Raw genomic sequence first — 21,709 nt, forward strand, 5'->3', positions numbered from 1 at the left:
GCCGATAGAATTAAACAAGACCGAGCTTGGCAACTATACCCATCCCAATCATTACCAATAAAAGTAACCCGCTGGTCCAGTGCAACATGACAAGTTGCAGTCTTAGGTCAGCTGGGAAATTTTTCAAATCCTCGGCACTAGCCCCTCCATCGCGGAGGTGGACACGAGGCATGGTCATTAATCCCATAATTGCACCCAGAAGATGCAACCGCCCCCATGGACCTGCATGCAATAAAAATGCTCGAATGGTAATAGTGGGGCAATTTTTCAGATGGCTTAACATCAGTTCGACTTTGTTGTATGCAAGATACAACGCTATGCCAATGCAAGTGAAGACGCCTACAAAACCGATTAAACTTATGTAGAGATAACCGTTTTCACCAGTACTAAGGCTCATTTACTTTTCTCGTAAATGAGTTCACCCGCTTTTTCACCTGCCATTGCGAGGCCAATGCCAGCTGCAAAAGAACCCGCTCCGACTACTACGATGCCGCAAACAAGCGTTCCCGCTCCAAGCGTTGGTACCCCTAGCGCTGCACAGATAACGCCAGTGGAGCCGACTAATGCGAAACTACCTAACGCACCCCCACCCACCGTACCTACAAAACTTCCGCCCTCGGCATATTTCACCTTTTTACAAGCCTCAGTATTTCCCGCTACGCAAACATCCTGAACCTTCATGTAAGAAGCTCCGCCGCCAATTGCTATCCCCACGTACCCGCCGTATTTGAGATATTTGGATGCCCTAGCCACGCCGGCAAGGTGAGTGGCATAACCGGAGTTCATGCCGTAGTCGCCAGCTCTTCCCCAACGGTGTACCAAACTACGACTGGAAATACCTAGGGCGGTTTTTAGTTTCGGGTGATCGGGGAAGCCGATGCCTTTTTTAGTCATCGACGTAAGCTGGGTGTCGAGCTGGGCAAGCAGACGCTTGCGTTCAGAAAAGAATTCCGCTGACCGCAGATGTCCGTGCTTTTGAAAACTACTTGTATGTAGGTCATCAATCTTTCTAAATAGCATTCCAACAGTCTTCAAATTATCAGCGAAAATCGCCTCGCCTATTCCAATCGATGTAGATCCCCGTGTAAGAAACGTTTCAATCTCTTCTCTGTGGCGGACCATAAAATCCGCCTCTTCCGGGCTTAGATCGGCCAGCGCTTCATTCACTCTGCGTGCCGCAGCCATCAGCCGAGCGTCTTCATCTGTGCATTGGTAGTTTTCAGGATCGCTGAGCACAATCATCTGACCGGCTTTTATTTGGTCCAACCCAGGATTAAGGGCTCTGAACTTGGCGATAACGGCCGGGGTGGGAGATGTAAACAGTTGAGCTTGTAGCTTTTCGAGCGTGGTGCTATTGGGCACGATGTAGAACCCTGGGTCGTATAGCTCGACGACGGTAGGCCATTGTTCTGGTGGGAACATTTTGTACTTGTCTATCGGCGCTGGCCGAGGTGCCGCCGGGGCTGTGCTAATAGCCTTCTGCTCAGATCTTTCGAGCTGTTGTCGTTGTTGTTGAGCATGGACAAAGCGCAATAAACGTCCGGGGTCGGGCCCGGTTGCAGAACGAATGCGGTTAAATGCGCTTAAGTAGCTCACGCCATTCGGTGCCGCCATTTGGTTTAAGTCATACGCCCGTAAGCGTCCGGATACATTAACTTTCATGCCTCGGTTTTCAAGGTCTATGGCACGCGATTGATCGATCAAGCTGCGCAATTCTTTCGTCAGTGCGTCCATGCCTTGCTCTGGAGTTTTATGGCCAAACTCAACGTCATTGATAATACGTTTTGCATAGTTAACGACTTCGCGATTGAACTGGAGTCGCAGAATGCCGTCCGTAAGATGTGCATAGCCTGACAACATAGATTGAGATGACAACACCCCAGCCGTATGCTTTACATTCCAGATGTCATAACGATTCGGGTTCATGACTTGCCGCTCTGTTCGTTGGAATGGCCGATCTGATAGTCGGGGCCAATCGCCTCATAGGTGAGCGTCATGTATCCGTGCAGAGTCATAAACCCAATTCCTTTTTTCGATAGCTATTTAGGCTACTGAAAAACGGACTGAAGGGCTGTAGGACGCTTCTGAAAATGCAGGTTGCTGGCGCATTTTTGTGGCGCTAAGTGACCTCCAGCTAAAAATCTACCTTCCCACGCCCAGCCTTGATACTGCCGCGTAGCGTCTTGCCTTCCAAACGGCGTTTCTTTGAACCCAGGGTCGGCTTGGTTGGGCGTCGTTTCTTCTCGACTTTGGTTGCGTTGATGATCAACTCGGTCAAGCGTTCCAACGCATCGGCGCGGTTTTGCTCTTGAGTTCGGTACTGCTGGGCCTTGAGCACAATCACACCGTCACCGGTGATGCGACTGTCGCGCAGCGCGAGCAAGCGCTCCTTGTAGAACGGCGGCAAGGACGAGGCGTTGATGTCGAAGCGCAAATGCACCGCGCTCGATACCTTGTTGACGTTTTGCCCTCCGGCACCTTGGGCGCGGATCGCCGTCAACTCGATCTCGGCATCGGCGAGCTGCACGTTATTGGAAATCACCAGCATATGAGCATTACATGGTCCTGAAGCGTTCAACGATCTGCAACGAACGAAGTTAAAACGTGGCACATTGTACACCGCCGCACTCCACCGATTTATTGCAACCGCCTACATAGACCTGTAACTAGTTCCTGACCGAACGGATGGGAAACGGTCCACACTCACTTCAAACAAATAGCTGACTGTATTTTGGCGCGAAATAAGTTTTGTTCATTCAGAACTGCATTCGGTCCCCGGCTGCCCGTCAAACCTCCACGCTTCAGCGCCTGTAAGTGACTCATTGGCGTTACACCATTCGAAAAATTTATTGCGCATAAAACATTCATAAACTAGTTTTTCTACTGTCTGCTGGCCAATCATGGTTAGCGCGATTTTCGGCGGGGACATTTAGAACCAAGCAATTAAAGGTGATGAATGTGCCCGCCGCTTTCTCTTCAATCAGCTTTTCTAACACGCCCTCCAGCAGATGCGGTGTGCTGCACCTGCAACGCCTGGCTGCCCCTCCTCGCAACGGGATGGATCCATGGACCAGATCAGCGCAATCGAACATTTTTTGCACGACCTGAAACATCACCCGGCCGTCGAATACACGTTTAAACCACAAGTGCTCATCGGCTACACCGACGCCTATTCAGCGCTCGTCAGTAACATCATCGAAACCGCCCTGGAAGATGACTCCTTTCGTTTCAGCGCAATGAACTTGAACACGTCGTCCACTGACTCGCTGAAAAACGCAATCATAGAGAACGACCTGTACATGCTGCTGTATGACACCTCAACCCAGTCCGACCTAAGCACTAAGGGCCCTGGGTTCATTCAGGAGTTGAGGACTGTTATGAACGAAAATCCGAAGAAGTCGTTGCTGCTCAAAAATTATGGCCGCTTCTTCTAGCGACGTCGTGACCCCGCTATACGTCCCTGTCACCCATAAAAAAACGCCAACCTCTCGGTTAGCGTTTTTTTACATCTGCTGCTAAAGCCAGACGATTACTGCGGTTTGCGACGACCAAAGCCTGGACGCTGGCCAGAGCCTGCTGGCGGACCGTTGCGTTTGCCCGAAGGCTTGCCGTTGTCTACCAGAACAATGCCCGCACGCTGCTGTTTAGGCTTGGCTGGGCGCTTGCTCACGTCACTTGGACGTTCTGCGACTGGCGTGCCGCGGCTGTCCGAACGCCCGTTGGCTGGACGCGGAGTGCGAGGTGAATCACCACGCGGCGCACGTGGCGAACGCTCGGCCGAATCACTGCGCGGAGTATGCGGAGCGCTGGCACCGTCTTCACGCGGTTTGCGTGCAGGACGTTCAGCACCTTCGCTGCGGCCACGCAACGGACGATTAGTCTCGCCGCCTGCACCGGAACGCCCGGTGGCAGGGCGCGGAGCACGACCCGACGAGTCGGAACGCGGGCCTGACGGACGCGTGTCACGGTTGCCTTCCGAACGAGGACGGTCGCGCTCGCTACCGGTCACTTGCGGCTGACGTGGCGCACGCTCACCAGTCGGTGCCGGAGCGCCCGGGTTGGCCGGACGCAAGGTACGAACGCGCTCGCCTTTGCCCAATGGGCGCGACGATTGACGCTGAAGACGCTCCATCTTGTCTTTGGTCTTGGCGTTCATTTGCGGCTGAGCAACCGGCGTCAGGCCCACTTCGGCGCTGAGGGTGTCGACTTCGTACTGGCTCATTTCGCGCCAGCGACCCATCGGCAGGTCCGAGTTAAGGAAAACCGGACCGTAACGCACCCGCTTCAAGCGGCTGACCACCAGGCCCTGGGATTCCCAGAGACGGCGGACTTCGCGGTTACGACCTTCCATCACAACGCAGTGGTACCAATGGTTGAAGCCTTCACCGCCCGGCGCTTGCTGAATGTCGGTGAAACGCGCTGGACCATCTTCCAAGACCACACCGGTCTTGAGGCGCAGCAGCATGTCGTCATCGACTTCGCCACGCACACGGACCGCGTATTCACGGTCCATCTCGAAAGACGGGTGCATCAGGCGGTTGGCCAATTCACCGTCAGTGGTGAACATCAGCAAACCGGTGGTGTTGATGTCCAGACGACCGATGTTGACCCAGCGGCCCTCTTTCGGGCGCGGCAAGCGATCAAACACCGTCGGGCGACCTTCTGGGTCGTCACGGGTGCAAATTTCACCGTCTGGTTTGTTGTACATGATGACGCGACGTACCGATTCGGCCGTCTCTTCGCGTTTTATCACGCGGCCATCAACGCTTATGGCGTCATGCAGGTCGACGCGTTGACCGAGGGTCGCGTCTTTGCCATTGACCTTGATTCGGCCTTGGCTGATCCAGTCTTCGACGTCACGTCGTGAACCTACGCCAATACGTGCCAGAACCTTTTGCAGTTTTTCGCCTGCTGGGCCGTCTTCTTTGCTGTCAAGCGTGTCTTTGTCACTCATCTGGGCACCTCCCGGTGTGTCGATAACAGGTCGCGCTGAGAAATGGCGCGAGCTGATTGCTGAATCTGAAGCCTATGGCGATGTATGAAATCGCAAAAGGTAGCGAATCATACGCGCAAGGCGCCTACTGCGCACCAAAGACTAGTGCAATTGCGTAGGCTTACTTCTTTTTCCGCCGATCGGCCGCCTTCATTTGAATCAAACGCTGGGCGGAATCGGCCAGCACCTTGCGCCTGTCGCCTTTGTCGAGCTTTTTCCAAGCCTTGATTTCGCGCTTGCTGCGGCCACACCCTACGCAGATATCGTCATCGAACTTGCAGACGCTGATGCAGGGATTTTTGCTGCTCATGGAAGAGTCCTAAGTTTTTCTGTAGGAGGGCCCGTGTCTTCCACGCCGCGCAATGGCGAAGCAAACACAGGCCTTTGGGAGCGCGCTTCTACAACAAATAGCCGTGATTCAATACGTTATTCGTTGTTTGAGGGTTCGGTGCCGCCTTCTTCGTCCTGCTCGGCGAGATCAGCCCGCAGCAAGTCGTCGAAGTCTGTCTTGAGACCCAACTCCATGGAGTCAAGTTCGACCAATAAACTGCGGAAACTGGTTTCGTCCCGTGGCGGCTCAGGTTCCGCGTCCGGGTCGAGGCTGGCGTCGGCCATGGCTTGGAGGTTGGCGGGCACCGGGGCGTCGTCGAAATCGAGCATGGGCTCAGGTTCCAGCTCGCGCAGTGCAGCCAACGGCGGCAGGTCATCCAGGTTTTTCAGGTTGAAGTGATCGAGAAACGCCTTGGTCGTGGCAAACATCGCAGGCCTGCCTGGCACTTCACGGTAGCCGACAATCCTGATCCATTCGCGTTCCAGCAGTGTTTTAACGATGTGGCTGTTGACCGCCACGCCCCGTACGTCTTCGATTTCGCCCCGAGTGATCGGTTGGCGGTAAGCAATCAACGCCATGGTTTCCAGCATTGCCCGTGAATAACGCTGCGGCCGTTCTTCCCACAAGCGGCCCACCCATGGCGAATACTGCTCGCGGATCTGCAAGCGATACCCAGAGGCAACTTCTCTTAATTCAAACGCCCGGCCCTCGCAGGATTTCCCCAACAATTGCAGGGCTTTTTTAAACACCGGGGGCTCAGGACGCTCGCCGTCTTCGAACAGCTCGAACAGCCGTTCCAGGGACTGAGGTTTTCCAGATGCCAGCAAAAAAGCTTCGAGCAGGGGGGCCAGCTCGCGGGGATCAGTCAGGTTCATGCGTTGGCTCTTTGCTCGGTTATTCGGCTCTTGCCCGGACGTGTATCGCCGCGAAGGCCTCGTTTTGCACCAGGTCCACCAAGGATTCTTTGACCAGTTCCAGAATCGCCATGAAGGTTACGACCACACCGAGGCGCCCTTCTTCGGCGGTGAACAGTTCGGAAAACGGCACGAATCCGCCGCCCTTGAGGCGCTCCAGCACATCACTCATGCGCTCCCGGGTCGACAACGCTTCGCGACTCACCTGGTGACTTTCAAACAGGTCGCCCCGGCGCAGCACTTCGGCCATAGACATCAACAGTTCGTCGAGGCTGACATCGGGCAGCAGTCGGCGCGCTCGGGCTTCGGGGGCGTCCAGCTTAGGCACCACCACGTCACGCCCAACCCGACTCAGACCATCGATGCCTTCGGCCGCCGCCTTGAAGCGCTCGTATTGTTGCAGACGCCTGATCAACTCGGCGCGTGGATCGTCTTCTTCGGCTTCGATCTCCGCCGAGCGTGGCAGCAGCATCCGCGACTTGATCTCGGCCAACATGGCTGCCATCACCAGATACTCCGCCGCCAACTCTAGGCGCACGGTTTTCATCAGCTCGACGTACCCCATGTATTGCCGAGTAATTTCGGCTACTGGGATATCGAGGATGTTGATGTTCTGTTTGCGAATCAGGTACAGCAGTAAGTCTAGCGGACCTTCGAACGCGTCGAGAAACACCTCCAGCGCGTCCGGCGGAATATAGAGGTCTTGCGGCATGTGCATTACCGCTTGGCCGTAGACCATGGCGAACGGTAACTCTTGCTGAGCGCCCGCTTGGCTGTCTAGCGTTTCAAGCGATGCCATTCAGGCCTCAACCTCGAACGGTCGCGGGTCGCCGCAGCCCACCCGGATGATCTGGGCTTCGCCGTCTGCCAGATTGATAACAGTGGACGCCGAAATACCGCCGATACCGCCGTCAATGATCAGGTCAACCTGATGCTCCAGCAGTTGGCGCATTTCATACGGGTCGCTCAAGGGTACGGTCTCGCCGGGCATGATCAAGCTCACACTCATCAACGGCTCGCCCAGCTCCACCAACAACGCTTGCGCAATCGGATGGCTTGGCACGCGCAGGCCAATGGTCCGGCGCTTGGGGTGCAGGATCAACCGTGGTACTTCGCGGGTGGCGTTGAGAATGAAGGTGTACGGCCCCGGCGTGTGGATTCTGAGCGCACGAAACGCCGCCGTATCGACTTTGGCATAGGTACCCAGCTGCGACAGATCACAGCACATCAGGGTGAAGTTGTGCTTGTCGTCCAATTGGCGCAAACGGCGAATACGCTCGATGGCGCTTTTATCGCCGATCTGACAACCCAGCGCGTAAGACGAATCCGTGGGATACACCACCAGTCCACCGGACTTGATGATCTCAGCTGCTTGCTTTATCAGACGCGCCTGCGGGTTTTCCGGGTGCACCTGGAAAAATTGACTCACGGTATCTTCCTGTTCAGACGGCAGTAGGCTGGTCATGTTTGAATCGACACCAAAGTGGCGGTAGGTCCTCAGGCAACGGGCGGTAAACGCCAATCTCGGACCAGGCGCCAGGGGCATGAAAGTCACTGCCGGCAGTTACCAGCAGACCAAACTCACGAGCCAGAATAGCCAGACCACCGACCTGTATTGCGGGTTGCAGGCCGTTGACTACTTCAATCGCGTGGCCGCCAGCCTGAAGATAGTCGGCGACCAATTTACGACGTTTACTGCGGGTGAAATCATAATGCCAAGGGTGTGCCAGGCTGACCCAGGCTTTGGCTTCGCGCAGGGTCGCTACGGTTTCTTCCAGCGTAGGCCAATGTTGTTTGACGTCGCCCAGTTTGCCAGCGCCCAGCCATTTACGAAACGCCTCGGCGCGATCCTTGACAAAACCGGCCCGGACCATAAAGTCCGCGAAGTGCGGTCGAGCCGGTGCATTACCACTGTCACCAAGCTCCTGCTGGATGGCGCGAGCACCTTCCAGTGCCCCCGGCATACCTTTGATCGCCAATTTTCGGCTTATTTCTTCAGCGCGCAACCAGCGACCATGGTGTAAACGCTCAATAGCGTCGACCAAGGCGGGCGCGTTCATGTCGAAACCGTAGCCTAAAACATGGATGGTGGCACCGCCCCAGGTACAGGATAATTCAACACCGTTGACCAACTGCATACCCAGCGCAAGCGCCGCAGTACGGGCCTCTTCGAGTCCTTCGAGGGTATCGTGGTCGGTCAGGGCGAGCACCCGCACACCGTTTTCAAACGCACGCGCAACAAGGACCGCAGGCGCTAGTGCGCCATCGGAAGCAGTGCTGTGGCAGTGCAGGTCAACATTCATAGGTGGCGCTTTCGCTGTCATTGATGTTTGTTATTATGCCGCCACATCCTGCATCTGGCTGCCATTGTGAAACAATTCATCGACTTCATTCCGCTGCTGCTGTTTTTCATCGTGTACAAAATCGATCCTCGCGCCGTCGACATTCTTGGCCACAGCGTCATGGTGGGCGGCATTTTCAGCGCCACGGCCATGTTGATCATCAGTTCGATCGTGGTGTATGGCATTTTGTTCATCACTCAACGCCGACTGGAAAAAAGCCAGTTGCTAACCTTGCTCGCCTGCCTTGTGTTTGGCAGCTTGACCTTGGCTTTCCATAGCGAAGCCGTCCTCAAGTGGAAAGCACCAGTGGTCAATTGGGTGTTCGCCCTGGCCTTTGCCGGCAGTCACTTCATCGGTGATCGTCCGCTGATTCAACGCATCATGGGCCACGCACTGACCTTGCCGCAGGCGATCTGGACCCGACTGAACATCGCCTGGATCATCTTTTTCGTATTCTGCGGTGCAGCCAACTTGTACGTGGCCTTCACGTATCAGGATTATTGGGTGGACTTCAAAGTGTTCGGCAGCCTCGGCATGACCTTGCTGTTTTTGCTCGGCCAAGGGATATTCCTCGCCCGCCACCTGCACGATGCGGATTCCTCAACGCCTGAAACCAAGGATTGAATATGCTCTACGCTATCATTTCGACCGATGTCGCCAATTCATTGGAAAAACGCTTGGCTGCCCGGCCTGATCACTTGGCACGCCTGACCCTGCTGAAAGAACAAGGCCGCATGGTCTTGGCCGGGCCGCATCCGGCCATCGACAGCAATGATCCCGGCACCGCAGGTTTCTCCGGCAGCTTGATCGTCGCCGAGTTCGAATCCCTGACAGCCGCGCAAGCCTGGGCCGACGCTGATCCGTACGTCGCCGCTGGAGTGTATGCCAACGTGATGGTCAAGCCGTTCAAACAAGTAATGCCGTAACACAGCGTGCGGGCGCCGCGCTTGAGCGCGGCGCCCATGGATCATTGCGGTATTGCTCACGATTGCGTTAAACCTGCCGATAACCCGCCGATACTCAATAAAAATATAAGGCGTTCAGATGCGTTCAGGTTCGATGTATTTGTTGTGGGCCCTATTGAGCGTTGGCGTCAACGCTCAGGCCGAAGAACCCTCCACTCCATCGGTGTCCACTGCGGTACCGCTGAACACGGGTAGTCGGATCGCCGATTTGCAGCTGCGCCTTACAGCAAGCGAGCAAAAGCGCGAGAAATTGAGCCAGCAAATCCTGAGTAAAGACACTGAACGTGAAAGCCTGCTGAGTCGACTGCGCCAAGAGAACCAACGCCTCACGTTGCAACTCAAAGAATCGCAGACTGCCGCGCCGCAACGTATGCTCACCGAGCAACAACAATGGTTCGTTACTGGCGGCGGTGTCGCTATGATTGCCCTTCTTTGCGGTATCTTTGCCAGCGGCTGGCGTAGACAACGTCGGCAGTGGCTAAATTGAGTGAGTCATGAGCGAACTGTTACTAATTGATGATGATAAGGAGCTCTGTGAGCTTCTGAGCAGTTGGCTAAGCCAGGAAGGCTTTCAGGTGCAGTCTTGCCACGATGGCAGCAGCGCTCGACGCGCATTGGCGCAATCGCCGTCGCCAGCCGCCGTCGTACTGGACGTGATGCTGCCGGATGGCAGCGGTCTCGAACTGCTTAAACAATTGCGTACCGACCACCCTGATTTGCCGGTGCTGATGCTGTCAGCCCGTGGCGAACCGTTGGACCGCATTCTCGGCCTCGAACTGGGCGCCGACGATTACCTGGCCAAACCTTGCGACCCGCGAGAGCTGACCGCTCGCTTGCGCGCCGTCCTGCGCCGCAGCCACTCCTCGGCGGCATCCAGCCAGCTCGAACTGGGGGATCTGTGTTTCAGCCCGGTGCGCGGCGTGGTCACCATCGACGAGCATGAATTTACCCTGACCGTTTCGGAAAGCCGTTTGCTCGAAGCGCTGCTGCGTCAACCCGGCGAGCCGCTGGACAAGCAAGAACTGGCGCAGCTGGCACTGGGTCGCAAGTTGACGCTGTATGACCGTAGCCTAGACATGCACGTCAGCAACCTGCGCAAGAAAATCGGCCCCCACGCCGACGGCCGCCCAAGAATCGTCGCCCTGCGCAGTCGCGGTTATTACTACTGCGTTTGAAACGCTTGTGTCTTCGAGGCGGCAGAGCGTCAGGACTGAAGCCTTCCCGAATGAATTCGGTCCCACAGACTGAACTGACCCCAAAAAATTCTGTAGGAGCTGCCAAAGGCTGCGATAAGGTTTGAAGGACCTTCGCCAACAAGTTGGCTACAGAAAACAGCGTTTACAGCGCGATTCAAAGGACGCGGCGGGAATCTATTCCAGGTGATTTCGTCTTTACCCAAGCTTTACTGTCGCCTGACCGCCGTTGACCTTGTTCTCCCTACACTGGCCTCAACCGGCATCGAGTCGGATCCGAGACAAGGAGATTCACCATGCGTAAGACTTTAATCGCCCTGCTGTTTGCTGCTGCTCTGCCTACTGTTGCGATGGCCATGCCTCCCGAAGACGGTGGCGGTCATAGCGGTGGCATGCACAGCCACAGCCCCTACAGCCAATTGAACCTGACCCCGGATCAACGCCAACAAATCGGGCGGATCATGTTTGAGCAGAAGCGTAACCGCGACGAAGTCACCGAGCGTTACCTGCAAATGCTGACCCCTGCCCAACAGAAAAGCATGCAGGACGAGCTAGCCGCCAAACACATCAAAGCCCAGAGCGATGTCCGTGCGCTGCTAAAGCCTGATCAGCAAAAACAGTTCGACGTGATCCAGCAACAAGAAGCTCAACGCCGTGCCGACCACGCCGAGTTCCAGGCATGGAAAGCGCAAAAGGCTCAGCAAGCTCAATAACTGCTGGCTTGCCCTACCCGACACATTTAAATGTGTCGGGTTTTTATTGTTTTGAGGAATTCACGTGCGTTCATTGTTCTGGCGAATTCTGGCAAGTTTCTGGTTAGCCATAGCCCTGGTGGCAGGGCTGTCGATTTTGCTCGGGCACATGCTCAATAAGGACGCCTGGATCCTCAGTCGCCATCCAGGCATCGCCAAATTGGCGCAGAACTGGACGCAACTCTATGAAGACAAGGGTCAAGAAACCGCACAGGAATACCTGCAACAGCGAAAACGGCGTTATCACGTTGATGTTCAGGTGCTCAACGAAAGCGGTGAAGCGCTGGTACGCGGGACATTTCCACCTCGGGCGGCGGCCTTCGAAGCGCGCCAGCACAACGACCCCGAGCAACTTCCGTGGCGTCGTCTAACCAGCGAGTACACCAGCCCGAAAAGCGGCGAAACCTATTTATTCATCTACCGCATCCCCCACCCGGAGCTGAATGCGTGGCACCGTAAAAGCTTGATCTGGCCCCTCAGCGCTCTGGGTATTGCGCTGGTGGTACTGACGCTGTTCAGTTTAATGGTGACGCTGTCCATCACTCGCCCGCTCAGTCGGTTGCGCGGTGCGGTGCATGATTTGGGGCAAACCACTTATCAACAGAACAGCTTGGCGCAACTGGCAAATCGTCGTGACGAGTTCGGCGTGCTGGCTACCGACTTCAACCGTATGGGCGCCCGCCTGCAAGCCTTGATCGGTAGCCAGCGTCAGTTACTGCGTGACGTTTCCCATGAGTTGCGCTCGCCCTTGGCGCGGTTGCGTATTGCGTTGGCGCTGGCTGAGCGAGCCGAACCGGCAGAACGCGAGAAGCTCTGGCCGCGCCTGGCCCGGGAATGCGACCGTCTCGAAGCCTTGATCAGCGAGATTTTGGTGCTGGCGCGTCTGGACGCGGATTTTGGCGAGGCCGAGCCAGTGGACTTGGCTGAGATGCTGCACCACTTGCAAAGCGACGCCCTGCTCGGCGCCGCAGATCAGCAAGTACGGGTCGATGTTCAGAACGACGTTGAACTGCAAGGTTGGCCCGACATGCTTGAGCGGGCGCTGGACAACCTGTTGCGTAACGCCCTGCGTTTCAACCCTGCGGGGAAAACCATTGAGTTTCTGGCACAGCGTGACGGCGATCGGTTACTCATCAGCGTGCGTGACCACGGCCCCGGCGTGTCTTCAGAATTTTTACCGCAATTGGGCGAACCCTTCTACCGCGCCCCCGGCCAGACAGCGCCGGGTTACGGCTTGGGCTTGGCCATCGCCAAACGCGCCGCAGAACGCCATGGCGGCAACCTGACGCTGGCCAACCACCCTGAAGGCGGGTTTGTGGCAAGCATGGATTTGCCGCTAGACCCGATAGTTTCCAGTGCTGCTTAGTGGCCATCTGTAGGAGCGAGCTTGCTGCGCGACAGCGCGGCGTCTAAGACGTGGCGGCCCCTCCTACAGAACCCCCCATGCGCTTACAAAATCAGCGGTATCGAGCTTAGGCGCGGTGCGCGGTTCGTTTTGCGGGGTGCCTAGGTAGAGGAACGCAACGACCTCTTCCCCTGCTTCCAACCCCAGCCCTTTTGCGACGTGGGCTGAATAAGCCAGCTCGCCGGTGCGCCAGACAGCGCCCACTCCCAATGCAAAAGCCGCGTTAATAATGCCGTGGGCAGCGCAGGCGGCGGTGATCAGTTGCTCTTGCTTGGGCACTTTAAAGTGATCCTGCAATTTGGCGATGACAACCACCACCAACGGCGCGCGTAATGGCCCAAGGCGCGTTTTTTCCAAGGCCTGAGTGTTGGGCTCGGCACCGCTGAATTGCAGCGCCTGCGCCAGCAACTCGCCCATTTGTTCTCGGGCATGACCTTCGACGGTCAAGAACCGAAACGGCCGTAACTGACCATGGTCAGGCGCGCGCAGGGCTGCGGCAAACAACAGTTCTCGCTGCGCGGCGTCGGGTGCCGGATCAACCAGCCGTGGGACTGATACGCGGTTGAGCAAAGCGTCGAGCGCCTCCATTGGGTATCTCCTGAAAAAATGATCGGTCATTCTAGGTGGGGTACGTTACTACTAACGAGCGAGCGCATAATTTAATTACTACCATTTATATCCGAGCGCGGTATTCCCCCGGCGTTGCATCGAACCAACGACGAAAAGCCCGGAAGAAGTTGCTGGGGTCGGCGAAGCCCAACAAGTAGGCGATTTCCAACAGGGTCATTTGCGGCTGCGCCAAGTATTGCTCGGCCAGTTCACGGCGGGTGTCATCAAGCAATGTCTGAAAACTGGTGCCCTCCTCCTGCAAACGTCGTTGCAACGTGCGTTGAGACAAATGCAAACGTTGCGCAACCATCTCACGCTTGGGCTCGCCCTGCGGCAGCAACCGGCACAGCACTTGACGGGCTTGATGAGTCACACGACTTTCAGAAAACCGCGCCAGGTACTCTCCGGCAAAACGATCATGCAGTTGCGCCATGGCCTCATTGGCCGTGGGCAGAGGCGCGTCCATGTCGGCACGGTCAAACACCAGGGCGTCGTAGGGCGCATTGAACGTCATCGGCGCATGGAAGGCCTGTTTGTACGGTTCCATGTTCTTGGGCGGATCACCCTGAATCAGCACCTGGCGCGGTTGCAGTGTCCGTCCGGTGAGCCAACTGCAAAACGCCAGGACCGACGCCATCGAGGCTTCGGCGCTTTGCCGGGTGGGCGGCAGATGATCGCCGTGCACGGTCAAGATCAGCGCATAGCCTTCGGCCAGCAGACGGAAACTCAAGTCAGCACTTTCGGCGATGATTCGCTGGTACCTGACCAAACGCGAAAAACCGTCCTTGAGCGTCTGACTCGACATCAGTGCGTAACCCGCCACGCTGAAGGAACCCGGACGGACGACTTTGGCCATGTTCAAACCAATCGCTGGATTACCCGACAGCGCAACCGCCCGCTGCCAAAGCCGGGTCAGGGAATCTTGTGGGAAACGCGCGTCGGGGTTGTCCAGGTCGGAGTAATCAAGCCCCAGCTCCTTGAACAGTACGCGGCAGTCCAGGCCATCCAGCTCCAATGACCTGACGATACCCATGGCCCAACTGGCAGAAGTCGTTCTTTCGCTCATGATTTTTCTTATTCGGAATAAGCTGCGTCCCGCAGCCAGTGCGGCCAAGGATACGCTGGAGGCTTAATCATGTACCACGAGATGTTGCTGGGCAAAGTACGCTTTTAGCAGAGCATTAGCGTTCTACGGCGCGTTGGGCCAGCAAAGCGTCCTTCACGGCCACTGCCGGAAAACCTGCAACGCCTAGACTGAACCCGTCCACTTCTAATAACGACAGGACCGATGATGAACACTCAGGCGCGCTTCACCCACATGCAGGACGGCACTCAAGAAGACTGGATGATTATTGCCAAGGACTTCGCCGCTTACGCCAAGCAACTGCCGGGACGAATTCTGACCCACCTTCGACTGCTGGACGGAGACTTTGGCGGTTTCCCGGTAGACCGACTGACCCATTCGCTGCAAACCGCCACCCGGGCGCACCGCGATGGTCGCGACGAGGAGTACGTGGTGTGCGCGCTGCTCCACGACATCGGCGATACGCTGGGCTCGTATAACCACCCGGACATCGCGGCCGCCATTCTCAAGCCCTTTGTCAGTGCGGAAAACTTATGGATGGTGGAAAAGCACGGGATCTTCCAGGGCTATTATTTTTTCCACCATTTGGGCATGGATCGGCTGTTGCGCGAACAATTCAAGGACCACCCGCAGTACCAACGAACCATCGAATTCTGCGCCAAATACGATGCCGCAGCGTTTGACCCCAGTTACGACACACTGCCGCTGGGCTTCTTCGAACCCATGTTGGAGCGGGTATTCGCGTTCCCAAAAAACTCGATTTACGCATCAGCGGCCAAGGAAAACCCTGAGTTGGCGTGAGGCCTCCTTAAGCCCGCCCGCCAACTAGTCTTGCACGCGATCGTTGTGCCCAAGGTCGCGTTGCGGGTCGATCTGATCGCGAACGCGCTGCTTGAGCACCTTCGCTTCGGGAAAGCCGCCATCGGCCTTGCGTTCCCAAATCTGCACGCCGTTGCAAGTGATGCGAAACGCCCCACCGGTCGCTGGTTCAAGAGAAACCCTGCTCAGGTCATCGGTAAAGGTACTGAGCAGCTCTTGAGCGAGCCAGGCGGCACGCAGAAGCCAATGGCACTGCGTGCAATAGGTGATGACAATTTCAGGTTTGGTGTTGGGCATACTGGCCTCAGCTGATTCCCGCTAACAAGTCCTGAGCCTTGCGCTGGTGCTCGACGTCACCCTCCTTGATCACTTCTTGTAACAGTGCCCGCGCTTCGTCCAGCTCGCCTTCATCGATCAGAAGTTGCGCGTGGTTGATTTTGCTCAGCGGCTCATCATCGGCGAGGTCCAGCACATCAAACTCAGTCGAGTCGTTCATGAAGCCGTCAAGAAAACCGTCATCCAGTGCGTCGTTGTTGGACTGGATGTTCGGTTCCAGCTCAGGTTCAGGCTCAGGCTCAGGCTCGGCGAAGTCGCTGAGAAACAGCTCATCAGGGATTTCGAAAACCTCAGGAAGCTCCGTCAGGTTGGATGCAAATTCCGGCTCAGCTTGCGGCGCAATTTTGTTGCGCGGGGCCGGCGGGGGCTCGAAGGGATCGACCAGATCCCATCCAGCGTCCATCGACAGATCATCCAGGTTCAGGTGGAATTCATCCACAGGCTGAGCGACTGGGATCGGAGTTTCGGGTTCAACGAACCGAGAATCGGACTGCACCGGCGCTAGGCCTGGTTTCAACACAACTTCGGCTGGCACCTGCGGCAACGGCACTGCAACCGGCTCAGGCTTGATGAACATCTGCGGATAACGCGCACGAACCTCCTGCACGGCATCGGCGCTTATGCCGTGATCAAGCAACGCTTGCTCTTCGCGAGCAAAACCATCGACATCGCCTTGCTCGGCCAACAGCTCCAGGATTCTCAGGCGCAGATCAGTACGTTGCGGCTGCTTGAGCGACGCCTCACGCAAAATACCTAACGCTTCAGTGAACCGGCCATACGCGATATAGATGCTTGCACCGTCCAACGCATCGGTGGCAGCGCCGGCAAGGCGCTGACTTGAGGAACTCGCCGCAACGACAGCGGGCACCACGGGCGCGACCACCGCCTCGACCCTGGGTGACTCGACCACCCGAGCCCGCATGGGAGAGGGCGTTGTGGGGTCCGGCGTTACCTGAACCGCTTGCTCAGGCGGTACGCTTTTCAGTCGTTTGCGTCGCACTGAGTACGCCACTCCCAGCAGCAGTAGCAGTACCAACACCGCGCCAATCAGCAAGGGGATACTGATGAATGAATCAGCTATAGGCGCCGCCACAATGGGCGCAATCATTACCGCAGGCACAGCAGCAGTCGGTGCCACCGGTTTGGCTCTCAGTTCTGCCAACGCGGTTTGTAGTTCGATGACTTGCTTGTCTTTGCCTGACACCTGGTCCTGAAGGCCCTGTATCTGGCCTTTCAAATCACCGACGGATTTCGTCAGTTGTTGGTTTTCAATGGCATCTGCCGCCAGCCGTTCAGCGGTTTTTTGTTCATCACTGACAACGGCGGCCGGCGCCGTGCTGTCGGCGACGGCCGGCTTAGCTGAAGGAGTAACGGGCACTGCTACCGAGCGCGGCAATACCGCGCTGTCCGGCAGTAATAAATTTTGGCCGACTTTCAGTCGCGTGCCGCTACCGTTGGGAAACGCCTGGGGATTAAGCGCCTTTATGCCTTGCGCGATATCAGCTGCGGAGGTTTGACTGCCTGGGCCGAGCAAACGACGCGCAATGGCGCCCAAATTGTCACCGCTGACGACCGTGTAGTGATTCCCTTGCACGGCCTGAGGTGGCGCGACTGGCATGCGTGCATCCGCATGGTTATTGTCCTTGGGTTCTACCCAGCGGGCACGTGACGCTGCCCGGCCTTGGGCAGATTCAGGAGGGTCGATCAACACCGTATAAGCGTGGACCAGATCACCGTTCGGGCGGGCCAACCGCACCAGAAAGCTCAGATAGGGCTCGCTAACCGGCTTTTTCGAAACCACATGCACGACACCACGATTGCCATTGATGACCGTCGTAAAGCGCAGGTCATTCAAAAAGAACAGCCGTTCGACGCCCGCTCGGTTAAAGGCATCTTGCGAAGCGAGACTTACATGGATGTCGTCGGCAGTCAGGCCAGCCGTTTCAATCAGCTCTATGTCGGCGTTGAACGGTTGTTCCAATGCCGAATGCAGCGTGATCTCACCCAGCCCCAAGGCCGAAGCCATAGCCGAGTACAACAACGAGGCTGCGGCCGCAGCCATACAGCAACGACGCACGAATGACCGCGACGGACGATTTACCCGGGGGAGCGCAACCTGAGAACTCTTCAGCATGAAAATCCCTATAGAAACCAAAGCTCGCTTCTCGGCACACTCAACATCTACACATAGATGGCGCTAGTACGGAGGCAATTCCAGCGCAACCCTCTTACGCGTGAAACAATGCTCAAGCTTATAAGAATCACCCCATCGCTGAATACTGACGCTTACGATTTTTCGAGGTTTGACAGGATTCTGGCGTGAACTTGCATGCAGATGCGTAGTTCCTCTTCGTCAACACCCTCAAACAACTCTTTGCGCAACGCTGTGGCGATGGTTTCGATCTTGTCGATCAATGGGCGGGCGGTGGAACTTAGCAGGATCTTTTTAGCTCTGCGGTCTTCAACGACTGCCTGACGGCGAACCAGCCCTTGGGTTTCCAGACTGTCCAGCAGCCGCGCAAGGGTCGGCCCTTCCACGCCAACGCTCTGTGCCAGCTCGCGCTGGGTCGGCGGTTCGTCAAAACGTGCGAGGTGCAACAACACCAGCCAGCGCGCTTGCGACAATCCGAGGTCAGCCAAACGTCGGTCCAGTTCGGCGCGCCAGCCGCGAGACATGTGCGCCAGTTGCATACCGAAGCGATGTTGATCAGTGAGGGGCATAGAAAACTCAAGGTTAGAGGCTTGTACTAATTATTAGTAAGCTAACCATGCCACTTACACAGAGGCAAGTGGCCCGTTTGTAGCGAATCGTCGCAGGTGCCATGGTGGCACTGATTGTAGGACAACTTATTAACGAGGCGATTGATGCGCTATAAGCAAAAAGCTTCCCGAATAAATTCGGTCCTACAGGGATTGGCCCATTACTTTGGGACCGAATTTATTCGGGAATGAAGCCGCGCAATATTAAACTTCAAACTCCGATTGCAACGCCGCCCTTACGCAATACAACACGCCTTCCGGCACGCGACCGGCGAATTGTGCAGCCACGGCAGACACCGACGGCAACTCACCTTCGCCATCAAGGAATGCGTCCTGCACTTCGCTGAGCAAATCCTCGGGAAGGTCCAACGCCTGTTCCAGTGACAACTGCTGTTTGCCAATGGCCTCGGCCAACATCGTATAGACGTTCTTTTCAGAGCATTGCAACTGACCGGAAATTTGCAACGGGGTCATGCCAGCACGGGCCAGACTGATCAATTCATGCCGCAGATCAGCGACGACCCTTGGCGCCTCGGCCGTGCCACCCAGCACTTCGAGGAACGCTTCGCCATACCGCTCGAGTTTGCGCGCACCGACACCGCTGACCTGGGCCATTTCCGACATCGAACCGGGTTTGCTACGAAGCATTTCAAGCAGCGTGGAATCGGGGAAGATCACGTAAGGCGGCACCCCATGTTCTTCGGCCAACTTACGCCGCAGGGCACGCAGGGCCTCCCACTGTTCGCGCTCTTCAGCACGAACCAACTGGCTGGCGGGGCTGCTGCCAGATCCGCTTTTCGGGGTTGTTTGTGGTTTCAGGTCACGGCGTAATTCCAGCGTCACTTCACCGCGTAGCAGCGGTCGACAGGTGTCGCTCAAGCGCAGACCGCCATAGCCTTCGAGGTCGATATCAGCCAAACCGCGAGCGACCAATTGGCGAAACAGTGAACGCCACTCACCTTCGGCGCGCGCCTTGCCAACGCCAAATACCGCCAAGTGCTGATGGCCGAAGCTTTTCACTTTGTCGTTGTCGCGGCCCAGCAGCACGTCCACCAAATGCCCCACGCCATAGCGCTGGCCGGTGCGGTAGATTGCCGACAACGCCTGACGCGCTGGCTCGGTGGCATCCCAAGTTTGCACGCCATCGACGCAGTTATCGCAATGGCCGCACGGCTTGGGCATGTCTTCGTCGAAATACGCCAACAGCGTCTGGCGACGGCAACGGGTTTCTTCACAGAGCGACAACATGGCATCAAGCTTGTGCTGCTCAAGACGCTTATGGCGTTCGTCTCCTTCGGAGTTTTGCAGCATCTGTTTGAGCATCAACACGTCTTGCAGACCGTAAGCCATCCACGCATCAGCAGGCAGACCGTCGCGACCCGAGCGGCCGGTTTCCTGATAATAGGCTTCCAGTGACTTGGGCAAGTCCATGTGCGCGACGAATCGTACGTTGGGTTTGTCGATGCCCATACCGAAGGCGATGGTCGCGACCATGATCAAGCCTTCCTCATTGAGGAAGCGCTTTTGGTTGGCGGCTCGGGTTTCGTTGGGCAGGCCCGCGTGATACGGCAGGGCCGGGTAGTTGTTTTCACACAGGAAGGCCGCGACTTCATCGACCTTTTTACGCGACAGGCAATACACGATACCGGCGTCGCTGCGTCGCTCGGAGAGGAACGCCAACAACTGCTTGCGCGGTTGCTCTTTGGGCACGATGCGATAAAAGATATTCGGGCGATCGAAACTGGACAGAAAACGCTCGGCCTTCTGCAAATGCAGACGCTCGACGATCTCTTCTCGGGTGCGTTTATCGGCCGTGGCGGTCAGGGCAATACGCGGCACGTCGGGGAACAGTTCAGCGAGCTGCCCCAGCTTCAGGTATTCGGGGCGAAAATCGTGACCCCATTGCGACACGCAGTGAGCTTCGTCAATGGCGAACAAGGCAATTTTCAGGTTCTGCAAGAACGCCAGCATGCGCGGCTGGACCAGCCGCTCAGGCGCCAGGTAAAGCATTTTGATCTCGCCCAGACGAATCCGATTGGCCAGATCACGCTGCTGCTCGGCGTTTAGCGTGGAGTTCAGCGCCGCTGCTGAAACACCCAATTCTTCAAGGGTTGCCACCTGATCATCCATCAATGCAATCAGCGGTGAAACCACCACGGCCAAGCCATCGCGTAACAGCCCAGGCACTTGGAAACACAAGGACTTGCCGCCACCGGTGGGCATCAATACCAAGGCATCGCCGCCGTTGGCAACGCGTTCAATAATGGCACCCTGGCGACCACGAAAACTGTCGTAGCCGAAGATGTCTTTAAGTACGCGTTGAGCCTGTTCGAGCATAAAAACCCCAAAAATTGCAGAAACAACCTGCTACAGCCGGTCGCGACCCTTGGCAGCATCGCAAAGCGCGGCATTATACCCGAGGGTTTCCAGGCCAGGGACGGCAGTGACATCAGTGGTCGAAATTAAACCTGTAACCGTTTCTAACACCTGTCTCGCTGGCGCGCAGGCCTTACACAGCCTAGAATTCAGCATCGTTTATTCCCAAGGTAGTCTTTCAATGTCCTTCGCTGAGCAACTAACCCGCCTGCAAGTTTTCCTCGACGCCGACGAGCTGCACGACGAAGCGTTGGACTATGTGGCCGCCCATGGCTACCTGACCGCGCTGTCGATTTGTGCCGAAACAGTGCCGAGCCGTGAATGGATCGACACCTTGTTCTCTGAGCCACCGCAATACACCGACAACGCTCAACGCGAGGAAATCGAAGCCACGTTGATCCAGTTGCAAGCGCACATCGCGCGCCAACTGGCTTCAGACGAAGAATTCGAGTTGCCATGCGACCTGGACCTGGGCGAAGATCCGGATGACTCCGAGTTGCGCGGCTGGTGCATCGGCTTCATGGAAGGCGTGTTCTTGCGTGAAAACGCCTGGTTTGAAAGCGCTGAAGAAGAAGTCAGCGAAATGCTGCTGCCCATCATGGTTGGCTCGGGCCTGTTTGACGAACAACCGGAGTTCGAGGACATCGCAAAAGATGCGAACCTGATGGATGACATGATCGTACAGATCCCGGAAGCCCTGACTGCTCTGTACCTGCTGTGCCAGGCACCCGACGAAAAGCCCGCTCCAGCGATCCTCAAACCCCGCCATCACTGATCCAAAGGCCTCTCGCCAACACGTTGGCTCCTACAGCGAAGTGAAACGACGCGGT

General features: G+C 56.6%; 24 protein-coding genes. 9 read left to right on the top strand and 15 right to left on the bottom strand.

Going from position 1 to position 21,709, the window contains the following annotated elements; genetic code table 11:
- Positions 1 to 10: 10 nt before the first annotated feature.
- The 3 genes from RHM65_RS23505 to arfB all read right to left on the bottom strand — a co-directional run bounded on the left by RHM65_RS23505 (position 11) and on the right by arfB (position 2,548).
- Positions 11 to 397 (bottom strand): hypothetical protein, encoded by a 387-nt coding sequence (locus RHM65_RS23505; protein ID WP_322168290.1) that lies wholly within the window; start codon positions 395 to 397, stop codon positions 11 to 13.
- Complete coding sequence (locus RHM65_RS23510) at positions 394 to 1,926, bottom strand: hypothetical protein (protein WP_322184103.1); 1,533 nt, start codon at positions 1,924 to 1,926, stop codon at positions 394 to 396. The genes RHM65_RS23505 and RHM65_RS23510 overlap by 4 nt, the downstream gene beginning before the upstream one ends.
- 208 nt (positions 1,927 to 2,134) lie before the next feature.
- Positions 2,135 to 2,548: an alternative ribosome rescue aminoacyl-tRNA hydrolase ArfB gene (gene arfB, locus RHM65_RS23515; protein ID WP_322168288.1), complete on the bottom strand. Its 414-nt coding sequence runs from the start codon at positions 2,546 to 2,548 to the stop codon at positions 2,135 to 2,137.
- A gap of 517 nt (positions 2,549 to 3,065) precedes the next feature.
- Here arfB and RHM65_RS23520 point away from each other — a divergent pair.
- Positions 3,066 to 3,434: a hypothetical protein gene (locus RHM65_RS23520; protein ID WP_322168287.1), complete on the top strand. Its 369-nt coding sequence runs from the start codon at positions 3,066 to 3,068 to the stop codon at positions 3,432 to 3,434.
- A gap of 95 nt (positions 3,435 to 3,529) precedes the next feature.
- Here RHM65_RS23520 and rluB read toward each other — a convergent pair whose 3' ends face one another.
- The 6 genes from rluB to RHM65_RS23550 form a co-directional block, all read right to left on the bottom strand.
- The gene (rluB, locus tag RHM65_RS23525; RefSeq protein ID WP_322168286.1) at positions 3,530 to 4,954 is read right to left on the bottom strand and encodes a 23S rRNA pseudouridine(2605) synthase RluB; all 1,425 of its coding nucleotides are present in this window, start codon (positions 4,952 to 4,954) and stop codon (positions 3,530 to 3,532) included.
- Positions 4,955 to 5,114: 160 nt separating this feature from the next.
- Positions 5,115 to 5,303 (bottom strand): DUF1289 domain-containing protein, encoded by a 189-nt coding sequence (locus RHM65_RS23530; RefSeq protein WP_322168285.1) that lies wholly within the window; start codon positions 5,301 to 5,303, stop codon positions 5,115 to 5,117.
- A 116-nt stretch (positions 5,304 to 5,419) separates the two neighbouring features.
- Positions 5,420 to 6,199 carry an SMC-Scp complex subunit ScpB gene (gene scpB, locus RHM65_RS23535; RefSeq protein ID WP_322168284.1) on the bottom strand — a complete coding sequence of 260 codons (780 nt, stop codon included), beginning with the start codon at positions 6,197 to 6,199 and terminating at the stop codon, positions 5,420 to 5,422.
- Positions 6,200 to 6,218: 19 nt separating this feature from the next.
- Entirely contained in the window at positions 6,219 to 6,917 is a 699-nt protein-coding gene (locus tag RHM65_RS23540; RefSeq protein WP_322170817.1) for a ScpA family protein, read from the bottom strand.
- Between the two features lie 120 nt (positions 6,918 to 7,037).
- Positions 7,038 to 7,667, bottom strand: coding sequence for an L-threonylcarbamoyladenylate synthase (locus RHM65_RS23545; protein WP_322168283.1), 630 nt, complete (start codon positions 7,665 to 7,667; stop codon positions 7,038 to 7,040).
- Positions 7,668 to 7,680: 13 nt separating this feature from the next.
- On the bottom strand, positions 7,681 to 8,541 hold the full coding sequence (locus RHM65_RS23550) for a PHP domain-containing protein (protein ID WP_322168282.1): 861 nt from the start codon (positions 8,539 to 8,541) through the stop codon (positions 7,681 to 7,683).
- Positions 8,542 to 8,607: 66 nt separating this feature from the next.
- On the opposite strand from RHM65_RS23550, the gene RHM65_RS23555 reads away from it, so the two are divergent.
- From RHM65_RS23555 to RHM65_RS23580, 6 genes are all read left to right on the top strand, one after another.
- Complete coding sequence (locus RHM65_RS23555; RefSeq protein WP_322168281.1) at positions 8,608 to 9,204, top strand: septation protein A; 597 nt, start codon at positions 8,608 to 8,610, stop codon at positions 9,202 to 9,204.
- A 2-nt stretch (positions 9,205 to 9,206) separates the two neighbouring features.
- The gene (locus tag RHM65_RS23560) at positions 9,207 to 9,506 is read left to right on the top strand and encodes a YciI family protein (protein ID WP_322168280.1); all 300 of its coding nucleotides are present in this window, start codon (positions 9,207 to 9,209) and stop codon (positions 9,504 to 9,506) included.
- A 118-nt stretch (positions 9,507 to 9,624) separates the two neighbouring features.
- A complete protein-coding gene (locus RHM65_RS23565) occupies positions 9,625 to 10,032 on the top strand; it encodes a translation initiation factor 2 (RefSeq protein WP_322168279.1) in 408 nt (135 codons plus the stop codon).
- Positions 10,033 to 10,039: 7 nt separating this feature from the next.
- The gene (locus tag RHM65_RS23570) at positions 10,040 to 10,720 is read left to right on the top strand and encodes a response regulator transcription factor (RefSeq protein ID WP_322168278.1); all 681 of its coding nucleotides are present in this window, start codon (positions 10,040 to 10,042) and stop codon (positions 10,718 to 10,720) included.
- Positions 10,721 to 11,034: 314 nt separating this feature from the next.
- Entirely contained in the window at positions 11,035 to 11,451 is a 417-nt protein-coding gene (locus tag RHM65_RS23575; RefSeq protein ID WP_322168277.1) for a Spy/CpxP family protein refolding chaperone, read from the top strand.
- A gap of 64 nt (positions 11,452 to 11,515) precedes the next feature.
- Complete coding sequence (locus RHM65_RS23580; RefSeq protein ID WP_322168276.1) at positions 11,516 to 12,856, top strand: HAMP domain-containing sensor histidine kinase; 1,341 nt, start codon at positions 11,516 to 11,518, stop codon at positions 12,854 to 12,856.
- Between the two features lie 63 nt (positions 12,857 to 12,919).
- On the opposite strand, the gene RHM65_RS23585 is transcribed toward RHM65_RS23580, so the two are convergent.
- Entirely contained in the window at positions 12,920 to 13,483 is a 564-nt protein-coding gene (locus RHM65_RS23585) for a nitroreductase family protein (protein ID WP_322168275.1), read from the bottom strand.
- A gap of 85 nt (positions 13,484 to 13,568) precedes the next feature.
- Entirely contained in the window at positions 13,569 to 14,570 is a 1,002-nt protein-coding gene (locus tag RHM65_RS23590; protein WP_322168274.1) for an AraC family transcriptional regulator, read from the bottom strand.
- Positions 14,571 to 14,795: 225 nt separating this feature from the next.
- On the opposite strand from RHM65_RS23590, the gene RHM65_RS23595 reads away from it, so the two are divergent.
- Positions 14,796 to 15,389, top strand: coding sequence for an HD domain-containing protein (locus RHM65_RS23595; protein ID WP_322170814.1), 594 nt, complete (start codon positions 14,796 to 14,798; stop codon positions 15,387 to 15,389).
- 24 nt (positions 15,390 to 15,413) lie between these two features.
- Here RHM65_RS23595 and RHM65_RS23600 read toward each other — a convergent pair whose 3' ends face one another.
- From RHM65_RS23600 to recQ, 4 genes are all read right to left on the bottom strand, one after another.
- Positions 15,414 to 15,704, bottom strand: coding sequence for a SelT/SelW/SelH family protein (locus RHM65_RS23600; protein WP_322168273.1), 291 nt, complete (start codon positions 15,702 to 15,704; stop codon positions 15,414 to 15,416).
- Between the two features lie 7 nt (positions 15,705 to 15,711).
- Entirely contained in the window at positions 15,712 to 17,877 is a 2,166-nt protein-coding gene (locus tag RHM65_RS23605) for a FimV/HubP family polar landmark protein (RefSeq protein WP_322184105.1), read from the bottom strand.
- Positions 17,878 to 18,029: 152 nt separating this feature from the next.
- Positions 18,030 to 18,464: a MarR family transcriptional regulator gene (locus RHM65_RS23610; protein ID WP_322168271.1), complete on the bottom strand. Its 435-nt coding sequence runs from the start codon at positions 18,462 to 18,464 to the stop codon at positions 18,030 to 18,032.
- A gap of 243 nt (positions 18,465 to 18,707) precedes the next feature.
- Positions 18,708 to 20,840: a DNA helicase RecQ gene (gene recQ / locus RHM65_RS23615; protein ID WP_322168270.1), complete on the bottom strand. Its 2,133-nt coding sequence runs from the start codon at positions 20,838 to 20,840 to the stop codon at positions 18,708 to 18,710.
- Positions 20,841 to 21,060: 220 nt separating this feature from the next.
- Here recQ and RHM65_RS23620 point away from each other — a divergent pair, with 220 nt between their 5' ends.
- Positions 21,061 to 21,654 carry a YecA family protein gene (locus tag RHM65_RS23620; RefSeq protein WP_322168269.1) on the top strand — a complete coding sequence of 198 codons (594 nt, stop codon included), beginning with the start codon at positions 21,061 to 21,063 and terminating at the stop codon, positions 21,652 to 21,654.
- Positions 21,655 to 21,709: the final 55 nt, after the last annotated feature.

It is taken from the genome of Pseudomonas sp. CCI4.2 (genome assembly GCF_034350045.1).
Taxonomy (GTDB): domain Bacteria; phylum Pseudomonadota; class Gammaproteobacteria; order Pseudomonadales; family Pseudomonadaceae; genus Aquipseudomonas.

What these genes read in the sequence shown, in the direction of transcription:
- scpB (WP_322168284.1), bottom strand. Translation starts at nt 6,199, where the DNA reads ATGAACCTGACTGATCCCCGCGAGCTGGCCCCCCTGCTCGAAGCTTTT.
- RHM65_RS23550 (WP_322168282.1), bottom strand. Translation starts at nt 8,541, where the DNA reads ATGAATGTTGACCTGCACTGCCACAGCACTGCTTCCGATGGCGCACTA.
- arfB (WP_322168288.1), bottom strand. Translation starts at nt 2,548, where the DNA reads ATGCTGGTGATTTCCAATAACGTGCAGCTCGCCGATGCCGAGATCGAG.
- recQ (WP_322168270.1), bottom strand. Translation starts at nt 20,840, where the DNA reads ATGCTCGAACAGGCTCAACGCGTACTTAAAGACATCTTCGGCTACGAC.
- RHM65_RS23505 (WP_322168290.1), bottom strand. Translation starts at nt 397, where the DNA reads ATGAGCCTTAGTACTGGTGAAAACGGTTATCTCTACATAAGTTTAATC.
- RHM65_RS23520 (WP_322168287.1), top strand. Translation starts at nt 3,066, where the DNA reads ATGGACCAGATCAGCGCAATCGAACATTTTTTGCACGACCTGAAACAT.
- RHM65_RS23510 (WP_322184103.1), bottom strand. Translation starts at nt 1,926, where the DNA reads ATGAACCCGAATCGTTATGACATCTGGAATGTAAAGCATACGGCTGGG.
- RHM65_RS23565 (WP_322168279.1), top strand. Translation starts at nt 9,625, where the DNA reads ATGCGTTCAGGTTCGATGTATTTGTTGTGGGCCCTATTGAGCGTTGGC.
- rluB (WP_322168286.1), bottom strand. Translation starts at nt 4,954, where the DNA reads ATGAGTGACAAAGACACGCTTGACAGCAAAGAAGACGGCCCAGCAGGC.
- RHM65_RS23590 (WP_322168274.1), bottom strand. Translation starts at nt 14,570, where the DNA reads ATGAGCGAAAGAACGACTTCTGCCAGTTGGGCCATGGGTATCGTCAGG.
- RHM65_RS23585 (WP_322168275.1), bottom strand. Translation starts at nt 13,483, where the DNA reads ATGGAGGCGCTCGACGCTTTGCTCAACCGCGTATCAGTCCCACGGCTG.
- RHM65_RS23605 (WP_322184105.1), bottom strand. Translation starts at nt 17,877, where the DNA reads ATGCTGAAGAGTTCTCAGGTTGCGCTCCCCCGGGTAAATCGTCCGTCG.
- RHM65_RS23620 (WP_322168269.1), top strand. Translation starts at nt 21,061, where the DNA reads ATGTCCTTCGCTGAGCAACTAACCCGCCTGCAAGTTTTCCTCGACGCC.
- RHM65_RS23600 (WP_322168273.1), bottom strand. Translation starts at nt 15,704, where the DNA reads ATGCCCAACACCAAACCTGAAATTGTCATCACCTATTGCACGCAGTGC.
- RHM65_RS23575 (WP_322168277.1), top strand. Translation starts at nt 11,035, where the DNA reads ATGCGTAAGACTTTAATCGCCCTGCTGTTTGCTGCTGCTCTGCCTACT.
- RHM65_RS23560 (WP_322168280.1), top strand. Translation starts at nt 9,207, where the DNA reads ATGCTCTACGCTATCATTTCGACCGATGTCGCCAATTCATTGGAAAAA.
- RHM65_RS23610 (WP_322168271.1), bottom strand. Translation starts at nt 18,464, where the DNA reads ATGCCCCTCACTGATCAACATCGCTTCGGTATGCAACTGGCGCACATG.
- RHM65_RS23570 (WP_322168278.1), top strand. Translation starts at nt 10,040, where the DNA reads ATGAGCGAACTGTTACTAATTGATGATGATAAGGAGCTCTGTGAGCTT.
- RHM65_RS23530 (WP_322168285.1), bottom strand. Translation starts at nt 5,303, where the DNA reads ATGAGCAGCAAAAATCCCTGCATCAGCGTCTGCAAGTTCGATGACGAT.
- RHM65_RS23595 (WP_322170814.1), top strand. Translation starts at nt 14,796, where the DNA reads ATGAACACTCAGGCGCGCTTCACCCACATGCAGGACGGCACTCAAGAA.